This is a genomic window from Phytohabitans sp. LJ34, from assembly GCF_052068095.1.
GTDB lineage: Bacteria > Actinomycetota > Actinomycetes > Mycobacteriales > Micromonosporaceae > Phytohabitans.
On record NZ_JBQHDG010000013.1, the window covers coordinates 185363 to 201694 of the forward strand.

Genomic DNA, 16332 nt, shown 5'->3' on the forward strand with positions numbered 1-16332 from the left:
AAGATTTGGGGAGGGGTCACGAGATGAGGCGCTCGGCATCCTCGGCGGGCACCGGCTCGGAGAAGAGGTGGCCTTGGCCGTAGGCGCAGCCGAGCCGCAGCAAGTGGTCGCGCTGCTCCTCGGTCTCCACGCTCTCGGCGATGAGTTGGAGGCCGAGGTTGCTGCCCATCAGCACGATCGTGTGCACGAGCGCGCTGCTCTTGGCGTCGACGCCGAGCCGGGCCACGAAGGAGCGGTCGATCTTCAGGGCGTCGATCGGTAGGCGGTGCAACGCCTCCAGCGACGAGTAGCCGGTGCCGAAGTCGTCGATGTGTAGCTCGCAGCCCAGGTTGTGCAGGTCTTCGAGCATCTTGCGGGCCAGCCCGACGTTGTTCATGATCACGCCTTCGGTGATCTCGAACGCCAGGCAGCGGGGGTGCAGGCGGGACACGCGCAGCGCCTCCGCCACGTCGTCGACAAGGCCGCCCTGCCAGAACTGGCGGTTGGAGACGTTGACGCTGATCCGCAGGTCTTCGCGCCCGGGGGTGCGCTGCCAGGCGGCCAGCTGCCGGCACGACTCGGCGATCACCCAGCGGCCGATCGGGATGACGAGTCCGGTCTCCTCGGCCACCGCGAGGAAGTATTCGGGCAGCACCAGGCCGCGGGTGGGGTGCCGCCAGCGGATCAGCGCCTCGAACGCGCGGGTGCGGCCGCCGACGAGCTGCGCGATCGGCTGGTAGTGCACCTCCAGCTCGCCCCGCTCGATGGCCCGGCGCAGCTCGGTCTCGATCTGGAGGCGCACGACGGCCTTGGCGTGCATGGCCACGTCGAAAAGCGCGTGCGAGCCCTTGCGCTGCGACTTGGACCAGTACATCGCGATGTCCGCGTCGCGCACGAGGTCTTCGGGGTCCGCGTACCTCGGGCCGCCCAGCGTGATGCCGATCGAGGCGGTCACCACGACTTCCTGCCCTTGCAGGCGGAACGGGGGCGCCAGCGCGGCGTGCAGGCGCTCGGCGACCTGCGTCGGCGTGTACGGGTCGGCGACGCCGTCGAGCAGGATCAAGAACTCGTCGCCGCCGAACCGGGCCGCGGTGTCCCGCTCGCGCAGGCTGTGCGAGATCCGGTTGGCCACCTGGATCAGCAGCGCGTCGCCGGCCGCGTGCCCGAGGCTGTCGTTGACCACCTTGAAGCCGTCGAGGTCGACGAAGAGGACGGCGCACTCCTCGCCGTCGCGCATCGCTTCGCGGAGGCGTTCCAGGAAGAGGGTGCGGTTGGGCAGGTGGGTGAGGTGGTCGTACTGGGCGGCCACCCGCAGCCGCTCCTCCTGCTCGCGGAGTGTGGCAAGCACCTGCTGGTAGTCGAGGGCGACGGTGAGCAGCGCGGCCCAGTGATTGATCGGCTCGCGCCCGGTGCCGGTGCGGGTCTCGACCGCGTCGACGACCGCGAGCAGCCCCCAGTCGCTGCCGTCGACCTTGACCGGGACCACGAACGTGACCGCGTCGCCGTCCTGCCGCGCCACGTCGAGCAGGTCGGGCGGCGGGAACTCGCTCACCGGGATCACCAGCGGCTGGGCGGTGCTCGGCTTGTCGCGCGTGTACACGCCGACCAGGTCGAGCGGCGGGTCGGTGCGGGAGGGGTCGGTCCAGAGCCCGAGGCTGCCGGCCCGCGCGCTGGTGCGGCCGAGCCAGCTCAGCCGGCGCGGGTCCTCCTCGTGCGCGCGGAGCAGGTCCATGCTCACCACGTACTGCTTGCTGAGGATGCCCTGTAGGTGGGTGCGCTCGCGGAAGTGCGCCCGCCCCTCGGCCTCCATCCGGGCCAGCGGCGGCAGAGTGGGCGCCTCGCCGGTGTCGTGGCGCCGGCAGCCGCACGACTCGCGGACGACGAGCGAGGTGCTCACGTACTGCCGGCCGCGCGGCACCGCCTCACCGCGGATGCGGCGCACCAGCAGGTCGGCCGCGGTCCGCCCGATGGTGTCGACCGGGTGGTTGACGGTGGTGAGGCGGGGCAGGCTGTACTGCGCGCCACGCACGTCGTCGAAGCCGACCACGGCCAGGTCTTCCGGCACCCGGTAGCCGGCGGCGATCAGGCCCTGCATGAGGCCGATCGCGTTCGCGTCGGTGCCGGTGATGACCGCGGTGGCGGGCATGCCGGCGCCGATCACCACGCGGGCGGCCTCCTCGCCGCTGGACATCTGGTTGTCCTCGATCGGGAAGAGCAGCCCCGGGTCGGGCTCGATGCCATGCGTGCGGAGCGCCTCGCGGTACGCCTCGTACCGCTGGCGGATGTCCTTCGCGCCGAGGTAGCCGGCGAACGCGATCCGCTCGTGGCCGTGCGCGACGAGATGGGCCACCGCTTCGCGGATGCCGCTGCCGTTGTCCGGCACCACCACCGGGCAGTCCAGCTCCGGCACTTCGTGGCTCACGATCACGACCGGCTTGCCGGCCTCCTGGACGGCCGCGAGGTAGCCCGGGTGCACCGCGTTGATGATCACGATGAACCCGGAGACGCGCCGCCACGCCACCGGATAGGAGAGGTCGGAGGGCTCCACCTCGGTCTGGTCGGTGCCGGCGTCAAGCGTCTGCACGGCGACGACGCTCGCGCCCTCGACCGCGGCGGAGCGCGCGATGCCACGCAGCAGCCCGCCGAAATACCAGCCGCCGAGGAAGGGCGTCAACACGCCCAGGGTCAGATCTCCCGACACCTGCGAGGCTACGCCGATCTTGCGCGCGCCGTCCGGCAATCGGGAATGACCACGGGGCCCGGGCGTTTCGCCCGGACCCCGCAGCCTCTTCATGTCTTCCTTACCTTGTACTCACTGTCGCCTTACAGGGGCGGGTAGGCGTTCTGCATCAGCTGCGAGAACTGAGCGGCGAACCAGGCACCGGAGATCGGAGCGCCGGAGAGCGCGCCGCTCATGCTGTTGCCGTTACGGGCGTTGCCGGCGTAGTTCGGGTCGCACATCTGGTCGAAGCCCTTGCCCTCGTTGTTCGGGATCAGGGTGCTCGAACCGTCCGACTCACCCGGAGGCTTGACCCACACGTAGGCGTCGATGCCAGCCGGGCCGGGGTTGGCCCGCGGACGCTCGCCGAGGCCGGCGCCGCTCTGGTTGCACCAGTTGCCCTTGTGGATACGGCGGTCGATCTTCGAACCGTTGATCTGCTCGTCGAGCGTGCCCGTGGTACGCGGGCCGGTCGGGCGGGCCGAGCCGCCCCAGCCGTTGCGGGACGTGTCGATGATCATGCCGATGTTGGACGAGAAGCCGGCCTGGACAAGCCGCGTGCGGAACGCCTGGGCGAAGCTCAGCTCGTCGTTGTACCGGTTCCAGTCGATCCACTTGGACTGGCGGTTCTGCTCGGTAACCGTGATGTACGGCTCCGACAGGGCCGAGTAGTTGGCCGTGTTGACGATGAAGCCGGTCACGTTGGCGATGTTGCTGCCCTGGGCGCGGGCGGCGGTGGCGAGCAGCTCGGCGGTCGGGCCGAAGTTGTCGTCCCAGCCGATCCAGCCGTGGTGCGCGGCGTCGATGTAGTTGTACACGTTCGGGATCGCGCCAAGCTTGGCCAGCGCGTATCCGACACCGTTCACGTAGTTGCCGTTGGACTTCATCGTGTTGCACATCGCGGTCTCGGTCGGCCGGCCGGACACGTTCGTGATCAGGTTCGGCAGCGAGTCGATCTCGATGATGTTGATGATCCGCAGGCTGCGGAACCGCGCGTCGTTCTGGTACGCGGCGATCGGGTCGATGTACGCCGTCTTGTACCGGTCGATCTCGGTCGGGCCGAGCTCACCGTTGGACGCCAGCGCGGCACAGTCGCGGCCGGGCAGGTTGTAGATCACGAACTGGATGTAGTTCGCGCCCTGCTGGACCGCTGCGAGCAGGTGGTCCTCGACGCCCATCGGGCCGTTCGAGCTGCTGCCGCTGGTGCCCTCGATCGCGGCGATGCGGTCGATCCACACCGCGGTCGGGTTGTTGGAGACCCGGCTACCGCCGGAGACGCTCTCCGCCTTGGCCTTCCACTCCGGGTTGACGTAGCCACGGCCAACGTACGGGTTGTCGACACGCGTCCCGGGCGGACCCGTCGTGGGGTTCGTGGTCGGCGGGGTGGTCGTCGGGTTCGTGGTCGGGTTGCCCGTCGGGTTACCGGTCGTCGGGTTGGTCGTCACCGGCGAGCCGGTGCAGACGGTGCCGTTGACCGAGAACGAGGTCGGCGCCGAGTTGGTGCCGTTCCAGTTGCCGATGAAGCCGAGGCTGAGCGAGCCGCCGTTGGCGACGTTGCCGTTCCACCCCTCGTTGGCCACGGTCACATTGCTGCCGCTCTGCGAGAAGCGGCCGCCCCAGCCCTGCTGCACGGTCTGGCCGTTGGCGAACGAAAACGTCAGGCTCCACGAGGTCCAGGCGTCGCCGACGTTGCGTACGGCGATGTCGCCCTGGAACCCTGGGGTCCACTGGTTTGTGACCCTGTAGGTCACGCTGCAACCCGCGGCGGCGCTGGCTGGCAAAGCCTGGATCACCGAGAGGCCGCCCAAGCCAAGCACAGCGACCGCGCCAATGGCGAGGCGCTGTTTCCGGGTACGACTCGAGACGAGTCTCATTCCTGTTACTCCTACATCGTCGCGCGGCAACCAGAGCGGATAGCTCTGGCCCGGCGGGCCGCGGGCGTCGCGGACGCGCGCGCCGCAGGCACGCCTTAGGGTTAGCTCGCCGGCCCGGAAGGCAAGCTGGAGATGGTGAGATCCCGCCCAGCCTGAAGGCTGGGGGAAGTGGTCCGCCGTGCGGAACGGCTGGAGACCGGCCCGCGTGCCCTGGCGAAGCTCACTCGCATCGGCTCCCCCGAATGCGTAGAGCGAGTCTTGCATGGGAGGGCTCCCATGCACAAGAAGCTCCGCAAGAAAGCGATTCCTACCTGGCTTTCCGGTACCAAGACAGATCGGACGCATCGGCGCGACTCGATGCCCTAGCTGCCCGTGGACCCGTCGCCGGGCCTCCACACCGACCCTCCGCGGAGGTCGGCGGCCCGCGGAGCGAGCCGAGCTCCCCCGCTCCGCCGCCAGGTCCGCGGTCCAAGCCCTCGGCGACCGCAGGGCGGCAACGCCGCATAAGCGAATGCGACGGCGAGGCTTGAGATCTAGGCGACTTTGGGTTGATATGGCGCCCTAACTCTCCCGGGATCGTTGGCCGGTATTTCCAGTGCCTGTGTGTCACCGTCCGACTGGCCCTTGATCGGCGCCGAGGACTCAACGCCCCTGGAGGGGTCCAGATGACCACGATCCACAAGCTGGCCGCCGATCACCCTTCGATCCCTGAATCCCTTATCTGGACAGAGATTTGAGCTACCGCGACGTCCGTCGTGGTCCGGACCCCTGCACGGGGCCCCCGGGGAAACGTGGAGCGCCGCGGAGCGTTTTCTTGGGGTGCATTTCCCGCGGCCTCACCGTCCGCTTTTGGTCGCGCTCTGCGCGCAGCCGGCCGGGAGGAAGAGGGCGATCCTGGAAAGCCACGGGGGTTTCGTCGCCGCGAGTAACCGCTGCGACGGTGTGAGCGGCGCAAGATTCGAGATCTAGGACAGTTAGGGCGCTATATCAACCCTAAACGTCCTAGATCTCGAAGGCCCGATCCCGGACTGGTCACGGCGCGTCACGGTGGCGGAGGTACGGTCGCGAAGACTCCTGCGGGGGCTTGTCCCGCGGACCTGGCAGTGGACGGCCGGGAGTTTCGGCGAGCGCTGCGAGCCGCCGGCCGGGAACGGTGCCCGCGGGAAAGCACCCCAAGAAAACGCTCCGCCGCGCTCCACGTTTCCCCGGGGACCCCGCGCACACGGCCCGCCGCTGACGCGGACGCGGACAAATCCGCGCAAGAAGCCGGTCTTGATTGGGGCGCGGCGCGGGGGCCGGAGGGTGGCAGCCCGCGCGCCGCGAACGACAAGAGCTAGAGGGACTTACGGCCGCGGGTGGAGACGAACTGGTAGGAGAGCGACGCGAACGCCGGGTCCCGCGACAGCTGCCGGAACGCGCGCAGCTGGTCCAGCGAGATCCCCGACGCCAGCAGCCGCGGCTCCAGGGTGCGGGAGTTGAGGTCGTGCAGGGCGGCGCCGGACGAGCCGCCGGTCCAGCTCTGTGAGTGGGTGATGGTGTCGATGTCGGTGAGGCCGGCCAGCGCCATCTCGGTGTGCACGTCCTGGGCCCACGCCAGGTCGGCGCCGCGGTCGCGCAGGCAACCCAGGATCGCCTCCATGACCTGCCCGAAGAGCTTGGCCGCGTCATCGGTCGGCGCGGTCAGCACGCGCAGCGGCGCCGTGCAGTCGAACTCCTCGACCACCAGCCAGCCGCCGGGAGCCAGCGCGTTGACCAGCTCGGTCAGCACCTTGCGGCGTTCCGGCAGGTGGAGCAGGAGCAGGCGGGCGTGGATCAGGTCGTACGGGCCGCCCGCCGGGGCCGGCTCGGTGCGGGCGTCGTGGCGCACCACGGTGAGGTTGCCACCGGAGGTTATGTGGGACGGGTCGATGTCGGAGGCGACCACCTGGCCCTCGGGTCCGACGGCGCTGGCCATCAGCCGGGCGACCGAGCCGCCGCCGGCGCCGACCTCCCAGCAGGTCGCACCGGCGCGCATGAGCGGGCGGAGGCGGGCGCCCGTCAGCGGGTCGAGGAATGCCTCCAGCGTGGCGAGTTGGGCGTCGGCCTCTGGTGCGTGGTTGTCGAACGAGTAGCCGGTGGGCACGATCGGTCAGCTCCCTTGCGGTAGTGGCTGGTCGATGCTGAGCATCGATTGGACGGTCGTGGGGTCCGCGCGTACCCGCGCGGTTGGCGCGTCGTAGATCACGCGCCCGTAATCCAGGACTGCGATCCGGTCCGCCACCTCGATCGCGTGGTCGAGCCGCTGCTCGACGAGCAGCAGGCCCAGTCCGGCCTTGGCCAGGCCGGTGACGAGGCCGCGTACCCGTGCGGCCAGGTCCAGTGCGAGCCCCTCCGAGGGCTCGTCGAGCAACAGCACCCGGGGCTGTGTGAGCAGCGCGCGGGCGATCGCGAGCATCTGCTGCTCGCCGCCGGAGAGCTGGTCGCCCCGGTGGTCGAGCCGCTCGCCCAGGCGAGGCAGCAGCTCCAGCACGCCTCTGACGGTCCACATCGGACCTTCTTGGTGGCGGGCCGCCAGCTTCAGGTGTTCGGCCACGGTGAGGCTGGGGAAGACCCGCCGTCCCTGCGGGACGATGCCCACCCCGGCCCGCGCCACCTGATGCGCGGGCCGGCCCGCCAGGTCCGCGCCGCAGATCTCCACCACGCCGGAGTACGGGCGCAGCAGGCCGGCGATCGCGTGTACCAGCGTGGTCTTGCCGGCGCCGTTGCGCCCGACGAGCGCCTGCACCGTGCCCGCCTCGACGCAGAGCCCGACGCCATGCAACACCCGCCCGCCGTGGTAGCCGGCGTAGAGGTCGTCGACGCGCAGAGCGACGGCCATTACGCCACCGCCCCGCTGTACGCCTGCCGCACCGCGTGCGACACCCGGATCTCGTCCGGCGTGCCGGTGACCACGTACTGGCCGTCGCGCAGCACGGTAACCACGTCGGCGAGCGCGTACACGAGGTCGAGCCGGTGCTCGACCAGCAGTACGGTCACGTCTTCGGGCAGGTCGCCGAGCACCGCGCCGAGCCGTTCGAACTCCACAGCGGACAGTCCCGCCGCGGGCTCGTCGAGCAGGAGCAGCCGCGGCTCGCCGGCCAGCGCCATGGCGATCTCCAGCTGCCGCCGCTGGCCGTGCGAGAGGCGTTCGGCCTGTACTCCCGCGTGGTCGGCCAGGCCGAGCCGGTCGAGCAGCTCGATGGCCGGGCGGCGGGAGCGCTTGACCCCGCCCCGCCGCCGGGACGCCGCCACGGCCACGTTGTCCAATGTGGTCAGTGATGGCCACACCGCCGGACGTTGGTGGATCCGGCCGATCCCCAGCCGCGCCCGCCGCGCCGGCCCGTAGCCGGTGATGTCCTGCCCGTCGAAGCGGATCCGCCCGCCGCTGGGCCGGATCGCGCCGGCCACCAGGTCGAGCAGTGTGGTCTTGCCGGCGCCGTTCGGCCCGATGACCGCCCGGCGCTCGCCCGGTACGAGGCGCATGTCGAGCCGGTCCACCGCGACCAGCGAGCCGTACCGCCGGGTGAGTGCCTCCGTTACGAGAATGTCCGCCATAGAACCCCCTTCGCCGCACGGTCCCGCCGACCGATACGGCGCCAGTCGAATCCCGCCACCCCGCGTGGCAGGAGGTAGGCCGTCAGCACGAACAGCGCGCCGAGGAGCAGCGGCGCGTGTCCGGGCAGCAGGCCGGAGAGCCAGTCGCGGGCGGCGAAGACGAGCGCCGTGCCCGCGACCGCGCCGAGCATCGACCCGGCGCCACCGATCACCACCCCCAGCAGGAGCAGGGCGGCGACATCGAACCCGAAGTCGGCCGGCGAGACGTACTGCTGGGTGGTGACCAGGAGTGCCCCGCCCGCGCCGGCGATCGCGCCCGCCGCCACGTACGCCCCGGTCAGGTACGCCGTCACCGGATGACCGCTGGCCCGCATCCGCGCCTCGTCGTCGCGGCTGGCCCGCAGGAGCAGCCCAGCCGGCGAGCGGAGTGCGAGCAGCACGAGGGCGAGGATCACGACGACCACCGCGAGGGCGTAGAGGTAACGCGCCCGGTCGGTGTCGAGCGTGGTGGTCGCGATAAGCCCGTCGGTGCCGCCGGTCACCGACTTCCAGCGGCCGGCCACGATGATCGCCAGCTCGCCGATCGCCAGCGTGATCATGAGTACGTACACGCCCCGCGCGTACACCACCAGCGGCGCGGTGAGCAGCGCGAAGCCGGCGCCGGCGCCGATCGCGGCGACGAGTTGCACCGGCCCGTCGAGTTGGGCGGCCGTGTACGCGCCGGCGGCGAACGGGGCCGTCTGCCCGAGCGTGGGCAGCCCGGTGACGCCGGTCAGCAGCGCCACGCTCACCGCTACCAGCCCGAGCACGAGGATCCGTGCCACCGTGGCCGTCGTGTAGTCGTCGACGAACCACGGCACCGCCACCGCGACGGCGCCCAAGACCGCAAGTAGTTTCACGCCATGCTCCAACGCCGCAGGAGGCCTCGCGCGCGGGCGGCGAGGATCAGGGCCATGGCCGCGTACAAGAGGAAAGGAGCGGCCGTCGGAAGCAGAGCGACCCCGAGGGTCTGTATCTCTCCCACCGCGAGTGCCGCGAGCAGCGTGCCCCCGACGGAGTTGAGGCCGCCGAGCACGACCACGACAAGAGATAGAAGGAGCACGGTCGCGGCCGTCGACGGCCCCGGGCCGATGATCGGCGCGCCGAGCACACCGGCGAGCCCGGCGAGTGCGCCCGACACCGCGAGCACGCCGACCCGCACGCGGGTGGGGTCGACGCCGAGGCAGGCCACCATCTGCGGGTCGTCGACCGCGGCCCGCACCAGCATGCCGGCGCGGGTGCGGGTCACGGTCAGGTAGAGGCCGACCGCGATCGCCGCGGCGACCACGATGAAGACCAGCCGGTACGCGGCGTAGGGGTGGCCGGCCAGGTCGATCGGGCGGTCCAGCGCCACCGGCACGCGCACCGGCAGGTCCTCCGGGCCGAACGCGCTGACCAGCAGGCTCCCGCCGGCCAGCGCGAGCCCGAAGGTCAGCAGCGCCTGGGTGAGGTGGTCGCCCCGCTTCACCGGTGTGAGCAGGCCGGCCAATGCCGTGCCCGCGGCTGTGGAGGCGACCACCCCGGCGACCAGCGCCAGCGGCACCGCGGCCCAGCCTCCGTCAGCCAGCCATGCCGCCATGTAGGCGCCGATCGCGTACAGGGTGCCGTGGGCCAGGTTGAGGATCCCGGCGACGCCGAAGCTCAACACCAGCCCCGCGGCGACCACGAAAAGCAGCAGACCGTACGCGACGCCGTCGAGCGCCGGAATCAGGTACGGCTCCACTGTGGACTCACTCGCCGACGGTCGCGAGGTCGCCGACGACCGTGTTGGACAATGCCCGGCCGTCGGGGCGGACCTGCCGCAGGTACCACTTCTGCACCGGCGAGTGGGTCTTCTTGGAGAACTGCCAGGCGCCGCGCGGGCTCTCGATCTGGCCCAGCCCGGCGATCGCGTTGTTGATGCTCTCCGCGGTCGGATTGGCGCCCGCCGCACCGATCGCCTTGTCCAGCACCGCGGCCGCGTCGAACGAGGCCATCGCGTACGTGGTCGGCGGGCCGTCGTGGTCGGCCTTCCACGCGGCGACGAACTCGCGGTTTTGCGCGTTGTCGAGGTCGGGCGAGTAGTTGAGCACCGAGAAGACGTTGCGGGCCGAGTCACCCTGCGCGTTGAGCACGCCGCCTTCGGTCAGGAAGCCGGCCGCGTACAGGGGCAGGTCCTTGACCTCCGACTGGGCGTACTGCTTGACGAAGTCGATCGCCGCCCCGCCCGCGTAGAACGTGTAGACCGCCGAGGCGCCGGAGGCCTTGATCTGCGCGAAGTAGGGGGTGAAGTTCTTCGTCGCCGGGAACGGCGTGAACCGCGCCTTGCCGTCCGGGTTGGCGAGCTCGCCGCCGGCCTTGGCGTACGCGTCGGTGAAGCCCTTGAGCTGGTCCCAGCCGCCCTGGTAGTCGGGGCCGATCGCGTAGACCTTGCCCTTGACGTTGTCGCGCACGTACTGGGCGATGGCCGCGCCGGTCTCCTGGGAGAGGTACGAGGTGTGCCAGGTGTGGCTGATGTCGTCGATCTTCGGCCGCGCGTTGGCGCCGATGAACGGGATCTTCGCCTGGGCCAGCACCGGCTGGATCGCCGCCGCGGAGCCACCGCCGACGACGCCGGTGAGCGCGACGACCTTGTCCTGCTTGACGAGCTTGGTGGCGGCGGGCACCGCGGTCGGCGCGCCGTCGCCCTCGTCGGCCACGACGAGCTCGACCGGGTGGCCGCCCAGCTTGCCGCCGTGCATGTTGAGGTAGAGCTGGAAGCCGTCGCGCATGTCCGTGCCGATCGCCTGGTACGTGCCGGACAGCGAAGCGAGCAAGCCGATCTTGAGCGAGCCGGTGGCGGCACCGCTCTCGTTGCTGCAAGCTGTCGCGCCGGTCGCCGCCAGGCCGAGGGCAATCAGCGCGGCGGTCATCTTGTGGGTACGCATCGAGGTGTACTCCGGGGGTCGGTTCAGCGGGAGTGGGAAAGGGCGGAGCGAGCCGCCGGGGTGAGCGCGTCGCCGATGCGGTTGGCCAGTTCCGTCATCTCGTACGACACCTTCCCGACGTCACAGTTGGGCGTGGCCAGCACGAGCAGCGAAGCGCCGTCGTTGAAGGCCATGGAGAACATGAAGCCGCCCTCGAGCTGGGTGACGTTGGAGATCACCGCGCCCGCGTCGAAAAAGGCGGCGGCGCCGCGCAGGAGGCTGACGAGGCCGCTGCCGGTGGCCGCGAGCTGGTCGGCCCGGTCCGGCGGCAGTGCGCGCGTGGCCGCCACCATGAGCCCATCGGCCGAGATGGCGATGGCATGGCTCACGTCCGGTGCGCGCTCGGCGAAGCTGTCCAGCATCCAGCCGAGGTCTCGTTGGTTGGTCACGAAGGCTCTCCTGTCGCGTCGTTGTTGGTGGCGTTGGCCAGGGGGCGGCGGCCCGCGACACCGCGGGCGTACGCGGACATGGCGGACGCGACCTGCGCGGGGTCGCGCTGCTCGGGCCGGCCCTGGTCGCCGCTGGGCGGCACCGCGCCGGGGATCAGGTGTGCCTGCGGCTTGCGGATCGGCAGGCCGGTGCGGGTGGTGCCGGCCACCTTCGGGGTTTCGAGCTGAGACGCCGCGCGCCAACCGTCGTCACCGGGCGTGCTCCAGTTGGCCACGGCCGGTGGGACCGGGGACTCGGCGACCGGCGCGGGCGCGGGCTGGGCTGGCGCTTCGCTCTGCTCCAACCTGACCGCGTGGTCGTGATCCGCCCGGAACCAGCTGTTGACCTGCTCGAAGATGATCAGCTCCTGGGTCTGGTCGATCTCCCGCACGGGTGCACGGCCCTGGATCGGGAGGGGTTCCGGCGGTGCGGGCGGCGGTGTGGCCGGCGGCCGTGCCGGTAGTCCGCCGTTCGCGCCGTAGATACCGCCGTTGGTGCCTTGCTGACCGCCGCCGTTGACCGGGGGCAGTGGCCCGGCGTGCGGCGTGCGTGGCAGCGGGATCTGCATGCCGGCCGGCGCGGGGCTGACCGGGATCGGGCCGTCCATGCGGATGGCGGCCTCCATCGGGCTCCCGAAGAGCGGCGCGTGGCCGGCGCTGGGCAGCTCCTGGTCCTCGGGCACCGGGCGGATCAGGTTGCCCGGCAACGCGACCTCGGCGATCGTGCCGAGCCGCGGGCCGGGACGCAGCTCCACCGTCGCGCCGAGGCGGATGGCGAGCTGGCCGACCACGACGAGACCCATGGCCCGCACGGCGGCGACGTCGATCGCCGGGGGCCGGGAGAGCACGTGGTTGAGCTGGGCCAGCCGCTCCTTGGGCAAGCCGACACCCTCGTCGCTGATCTGCACGATGACCCGGTCGCCGAGGCTCCGGGCGGTCACCCAGGTCTCGCTCTCCGGCGGGGCGTACGTCGTCGCGTTGTCCATCAGCTCGGCGAGCAGGTGCACGACCTCGTCGACCGCGTCCCGGGAGACCGCGACGTCGGTGTCGACCACGCCGAGGCGCACCCGCTCGTAGTGCTCGATCTGGGAGAGCGCGGCTTGCAACATCTTCGACAGCGGCACGTCGTCCTGCCGCATGCGGCCGACGCCGACGCCACCGAGCACCAAAAGGCTGGCGTTGATCCGCGCCATCCGGGTGGCCAGGTTGTCCAATGTGTACAGCCGCTGGAGCCGCTCGGGATCGGTCTCGTCCTGTTCGACGAGGTCGACCTGGGCCAGCACCGAGTCCACCAGGCGCTGCTCGCGGCGGCTGAGGTGGATGAAGATCTTCGCGGTGTTGGCCCGCATGACGGCCTGCTCGGCGGCGGTGCGGACAGCCGCCCGGTGCACGGCGGTGAACGCCTCGCCCACCTCGCCGATCTCGTCGCCGCTGCCCCGCTCCATGCTCGTGGTGACCTGCGCGGCCAGCATCTCGGGATGCACGGACGCGTCGGGCCGGCGCAGCTCCTCGACCATCGCGGGCAGCTCGTCGAAGGCCACCGCGTTCGCCTCGTCGCGCAACCGCCGCAAGCGGTGCGTGATCTGGCGGGCGACCGCCCACGTGACGAGCACGGTGAGGGCGAGCGCCACGGCCATCGCGGCCGCCTCGAGGATCGCGTTGCGCCGCTCGTCCACCCGCGCCGCGTCGATCCGGTCGAAGACGGCGCTGTCGACGCGCTGCTGCACCTCGAACAGCCGGCGGGCCCAGGACTGGGTCGCGGCGATCCAGTCGGCGGTAGGCACCCGCAGCTTGCTGCCCGGCTCGGCGCGCGAGACCTGGTCCTGTAGCCGCTGGAGCCCGACGATCTCCTGGCCGCTGCCCGCCTGCTCCCACCAGACCCGCCACTCGGGGCTGGCGAGGCTGAGGAAGGCGAGGCTGTTTTCGGTGAAGCCGGTACGCGAGGCGGTGATGTCCTGCTGCATCGCGGGCGTCAGCTGCCCGGCGGCGAGGGCGCGCATGACCGCGACCTGCTGCTGCCCCACGGCCTCGCCGGCCTTGGAGAGCGCTGACGACGCACGGATCTGGTCGGCGATCTCCGCCGACTCGACGCCCTGCGCGGTCGCCTCGCGGTAGGCCAGCAGGTCCGCGACGATGATGCGGTAGCTGAAGGTCATTGCGGAGACCGAGGCGTTCGCCGCGGTGCGCACCTGCGCCCGCAGCGGTCCAAGGTCGTCGATGGATCCGTCGATCCGCTGAAGGACGGCCGCGGTGCTCGACGGCACGGACGGCACGAGGGCCCGCTGCCGCCGGTACTCGGCGACCGCCTTGTCCGTCTCCGCCGTCTGCTTCGCGTACGCGTCCTCCTGGCGGGTGCCCCCGGTGGCCAGAAGATCGGCCGCGGAGACCCGCTCACGCTGCAACTGGTAAGCCAGGGCGCCCGCGTCGGCGCCAAGGCGCGCGAGGACACCGAGGTCACTGGCCCGCTCGGCTTGCTGGACGCTGCCCGCTAGCGCCAGGCCGGCGAAGCCGACGACAGCGACAAGGGGCGCGGCAACGATGATGCGCATGCGAGAGGCGATCTTCCAGCCCCGCTGCCGAGGGCCCGGTCGGGCCGCATGGGCATTCTTCCCGGACGCCAAGATTTCACTCCCACGGGTGGTCGGCACAGTTCCATGTGCACGTTGCAGGTAGCAATTCCCATCCGATCGCACACGTGGTGCGACAAACAGGGTTGCCCGAGGTACGAAAAACTGGTACCTGCATCTGTACCGCCCGGAGAGGATCAACCACTCTCCGTAGCAAAGCCTGATCCACCCGCTCCACCGGCAACCGGCAGTTGGCAGGTCAGCGGCGCCGGCTCCGGCTCAGGGCGCGGTCGATGACCGAACGCAGGTCGTCGATCTCGACGACGACCTCCGTGGGGCCGAGCATGGCTCCGTTGTCGACGATCATCGCGACGATGTCGTCGGCCGGCGTGCGGGGGCGGGGCGCCGGCCGCTCGCGCGGCCCGCGCCGGCCGTCGGCGGCGATCTGCTCGCGGGCCACGTCTGGCCAGAGGGAGGCGAGCAACCCGCCGGTGCCGAGCACCTCGTCGCAGCGCACGGCGAGCTCGAGGCTGCCGTAGCGCCGGCCGGACTCGACCGCGGCAACGGTCTCCCGGCTGAAGCGGACGCGGTCGGCGAGCGCGCGCTGGGTCAGCCCGTTACGGGTGCGCCAACGCCGCAGCTCCCGCCGAAACCGGCGACTGGCCATGGGATCAGGGGCAGCATCGGATGGCGCACGGTCCATGTGCTCACCTTCGAGTCAACCCGGCCTATCGGAAAAACCCGCCGCTCCCATTCTGACGGGCCGGCCGAGCCGTGGAAACCCACTCCAAAAGATCGACTCGGATAGTAATCGTCGATCAAGCCGCCCGCTGAGTGGCGTCGTCCAGCTGGGCGAAGGTGTCAACGAGGACCGGCAATGCGTTGTGCGCCCGGAAACCCACATTTGGCTTGAAGGAACTGATGTGCTCGGGCGCCAGCCGCAGGCCCGGAACCGCGGCGGTCAGCTGGGTGAGCGCCACCTGCGCCTCCAGCCGGGCCAGTGCGGCGCCGATGCAGAAATGCGGTCCGTAACCGAACGACAGGTGGTCGCGGACGTCGGCGCGGTGCGGGTCGAAGACGTCGGGGTGCGCGAAGGTCGACGAGTCGCGGTTGGCGGCGCCGAGCAGCAGTAGGCACCGCGAGCCCGCCGGGATCGTGGTTTCGCCGATGGCGACGTCACGCGTGGTAACCCGCAGCCAGCCGTCGATCGCCGGGCCAAAGCGCAGCGTCTCCTCGACGAACGCCTGCACGCCGGCCGGGTTTTCCACCAGCCGCTCCCACCGGGTGGGCACCGAAAGCGCGTTGTCGAGGCTGTGCGCGATCAGGCCGGACGTGGTCTCGTGCCCCGCCACCAGCAGGTTGAACGCGAAGCTGGCGACCTCGTTTTCGGTCAGCACCTCGTCGTCGCCACCGCGGTAGCGCAGCGCCCGGCTGATGAAGTCTTCGCCCGAGTCGCCGTCTTGGAGGCGGAGGGTCACGAGCTTTTGGCAGTAGCGCCAGAAGTCGAGCAGGCCCTGCGCCAGGCGCACCTGCTCGGCCGGCTCGGGCTGCCCCCACACCAGCGCGATCTGCCCGTCGGACCAGCTCTTGATCGCCGGTACGTCCTCGGGTGGCACCCCGAGGAGGTCGACGATGACGAGCAGGGGCAGCTCGGCCGCGAACTCGGGAACGAGATCGACGACGGTGCCCCGCCGGGCGACAAGGCGGGACACCAGCTCGTCGACGCGCCGGCGCACGATCGCGCCGTAGTGCTCGTTGACGCGTGCCGCGGTGTTGGGGAACGTCGCCCGCAGCGCGCGGCGAGTGCGCGTATGCGTCGGCGCGTCGGCCGCCGCGGTGGTCGGCGGCGCGTCGATCTCCATGACGATCGCCAGCGCCTCCGGACACATGTCATAAATGGGCATTAAGGTCAACGCGTTACTGAATGCTTCACTGTCGCCCAGCGCGTTGCGCACGTCTGCGTGTTTGGTGATCAGCCAGAGGCCGAGATCGTCGGCGAAATGTACCCGCTCGGGCCCGTCGAGCAGATCCCGCCAAATAGCGGCGGGGTCGGTGAGATACGAGCCAGAGAACGGCCTGAGCTCCATGCCTGCCTCCTCGGGACTTCTACCGTGCGATACGACGGAGGCGTTAGTCAATAGCCATTCCTGATACGCAATTCCGGGTTCACCGCGTCTCAATAGATGCAAGTTGCGTAATGCACATGAG

12 protein-coding genes are annotated in these 16332 nt (G+C 70.8%); all 12 read right to left on the minus strand.

The genetic code is table 11. The features are described 5' to 3' along the window. Positions 1-16: 16 nt before the first annotated feature. Positions 17-2680, minus strand: coding sequence for an EAL domain-containing protein (locus tag ACTMTJ_RS23680; protein WP_441219893.1), 2664 nt, complete (start codon positions 2678-2680; stop codon positions 17-19). Positions 2681-2802: 122 nt separating this feature from the next. Next, positions 2803-4572, minus strand: a complete 1770-nt coding sequence (locus ACTMTJ_RS23685; protein WP_441219894.1) for a glycoside hydrolase family 6 protein — start codon at positions 4570-4572, stop codon at positions 2803-2805. 1333 nt (positions 4573-5905) lie between these two features. Further along, a complete protein-coding gene (locus ACTMTJ_RS23690) occupies positions 5906-6694 on the minus strand; it encodes a class I SAM-dependent methyltransferase (protein ID WP_441219895.1) in 789 nt (262 codons plus the stop codon). 6 nt (positions 6695-6700) lie between these two features. After that, entirely contained in the window at positions 6701-7429 is a 729-nt protein-coding gene (locus ACTMTJ_RS23695) for an ABC transporter ATP-binding protein (protein WP_441219896.1), read from the minus strand. Beyond that, positions 7429-8145 carry an ABC transporter ATP-binding protein gene (locus ACTMTJ_RS23700; protein WP_441219897.1) on the minus strand — a complete coding sequence of 239 codons (717 nt, stop codon included), beginning with the start codon at positions 8143-8145 and terminating at the stop codon, positions 7429-7431. The genes ACTMTJ_RS23695 and ACTMTJ_RS23700 overlap by 1 nt, the downstream gene beginning before the upstream one ends. Next, positions 8127-9044 carry a branched-chain amino acid ABC transporter permease gene (locus tag ACTMTJ_RS23705; protein WP_441219898.1) on the minus strand — a complete coding sequence of 306 codons (918 nt, stop codon included), beginning with the start codon at positions 9042-9044 and terminating at the stop codon, positions 8127-8129. Before ACTMTJ_RS23705 ends, ACTMTJ_RS23700 begins: the two co-directional genes overlap by 19 nt. After that, a complete protein-coding gene (locus ACTMTJ_RS23710; protein WP_441219899.1) occupies positions 9041-9907 on the minus strand; it encodes a branched-chain amino acid ABC transporter permease in 867 nt (288 codons plus the stop codon). The genes ACTMTJ_RS23705 and ACTMTJ_RS23710 overlap by 4 nt, the downstream gene beginning before the upstream one ends. 7 nt (positions 9908-9914) lie before the next feature. Beyond that, positions 9915-11090: an ABC transporter substrate-binding protein gene (locus ACTMTJ_RS23715; protein ID WP_441219900.1), complete on the minus strand. Its 1176-nt coding sequence runs from the start codon at positions 11088-11090 to the stop codon at positions 9915-9917. A gap of 23 nt (positions 11091-11113) precedes the next feature. After that, positions 11114-11518 carry a roadblock/LC7 domain-containing protein gene (locus ACTMTJ_RS23720; protein ID WP_441219901.1) on the minus strand — a complete coding sequence of 135 codons (405 nt, stop codon included), beginning with the start codon at positions 11516-11518 and terminating at the stop codon, positions 11114-11116. After that, positions 11515-14106 (minus strand): sensor histidine kinase, encoded by a 2592-nt coding sequence (locus ACTMTJ_RS23725; RefSeq protein ID WP_441219902.1) that lies wholly within the window; start codon positions 14104-14106, stop codon positions 11515-11517. The genes ACTMTJ_RS23720 and ACTMTJ_RS23725 overlap by 4 nt, the downstream gene beginning before the upstream one ends. A gap of 277 nt (positions 14107-14383) precedes the next feature. After that, on the minus strand, positions 14384-14791 hold the full coding sequence (locus ACTMTJ_RS23730) for a helix-turn-helix transcriptional regulator (RefSeq protein WP_441219903.1): 408 nt from the start codon (positions 14789-14791) through the stop codon (positions 14384-14386). 151 nt (positions 14792-14942) lie between these two features. Next, a complete protein-coding gene (locus ACTMTJ_RS23735) occupies positions 14943-16211 on the minus strand; it encodes a cytochrome P450 (protein ID WP_441219904.1) in 1269 nt (422 codons plus the stop codon). Positions 16212-16332 lie beyond the last annotated feature (121 nt).

Coding starts and splice junctions, on each gene's coding strand:
- ACTMTJ_RS23735 (WP_441219904.1), bottom strand. CDS start 16,211: ATGGAGCTCAGGCCGTTCTCTGGCTCGTATCTCACCGACCCCGCCGCT.
- ACTMTJ_RS23715 (WP_441219900.1), bottom strand. CDS start 11,090: ATGCGTACCCACAAGATGACCGCCGCGCTGATTGCCCTCGGCCTGGCG.
- ACTMTJ_RS23695 (WP_441219896.1), bottom strand. CDS start 7,429: ATGGCCGTCGCTCTGCGCGTCGACGACCTCTACGCCGGCTACCACGGC.
- ACTMTJ_RS23730 (WP_441219903.1), bottom strand. CDS start 14,791: ATGGCCAGTCGCCGGTTTCGGCGGGAGCTGCGGCGTTGGCGCACCCGT.
- ACTMTJ_RS23725 (WP_441219902.1), bottom strand. CDS start 14,106: ATGCGCATCATCGTTGCCGCGCCCCTTGTCGCTGTCGTCGGCTTCGCC.
- ACTMTJ_RS23685 (WP_441219894.1), bottom strand. CDS start 4,572: ATGAGACTCGTCTCGAGTCGTACCCGGAAACAGCGCCTCGCCATTGGC.
- ACTMTJ_RS23700 (WP_441219897.1), bottom strand. CDS start 8,145: ATGGCGGACATTCTCGTAACGGAGGCACTCACCCGGCGGTACGGCTCG.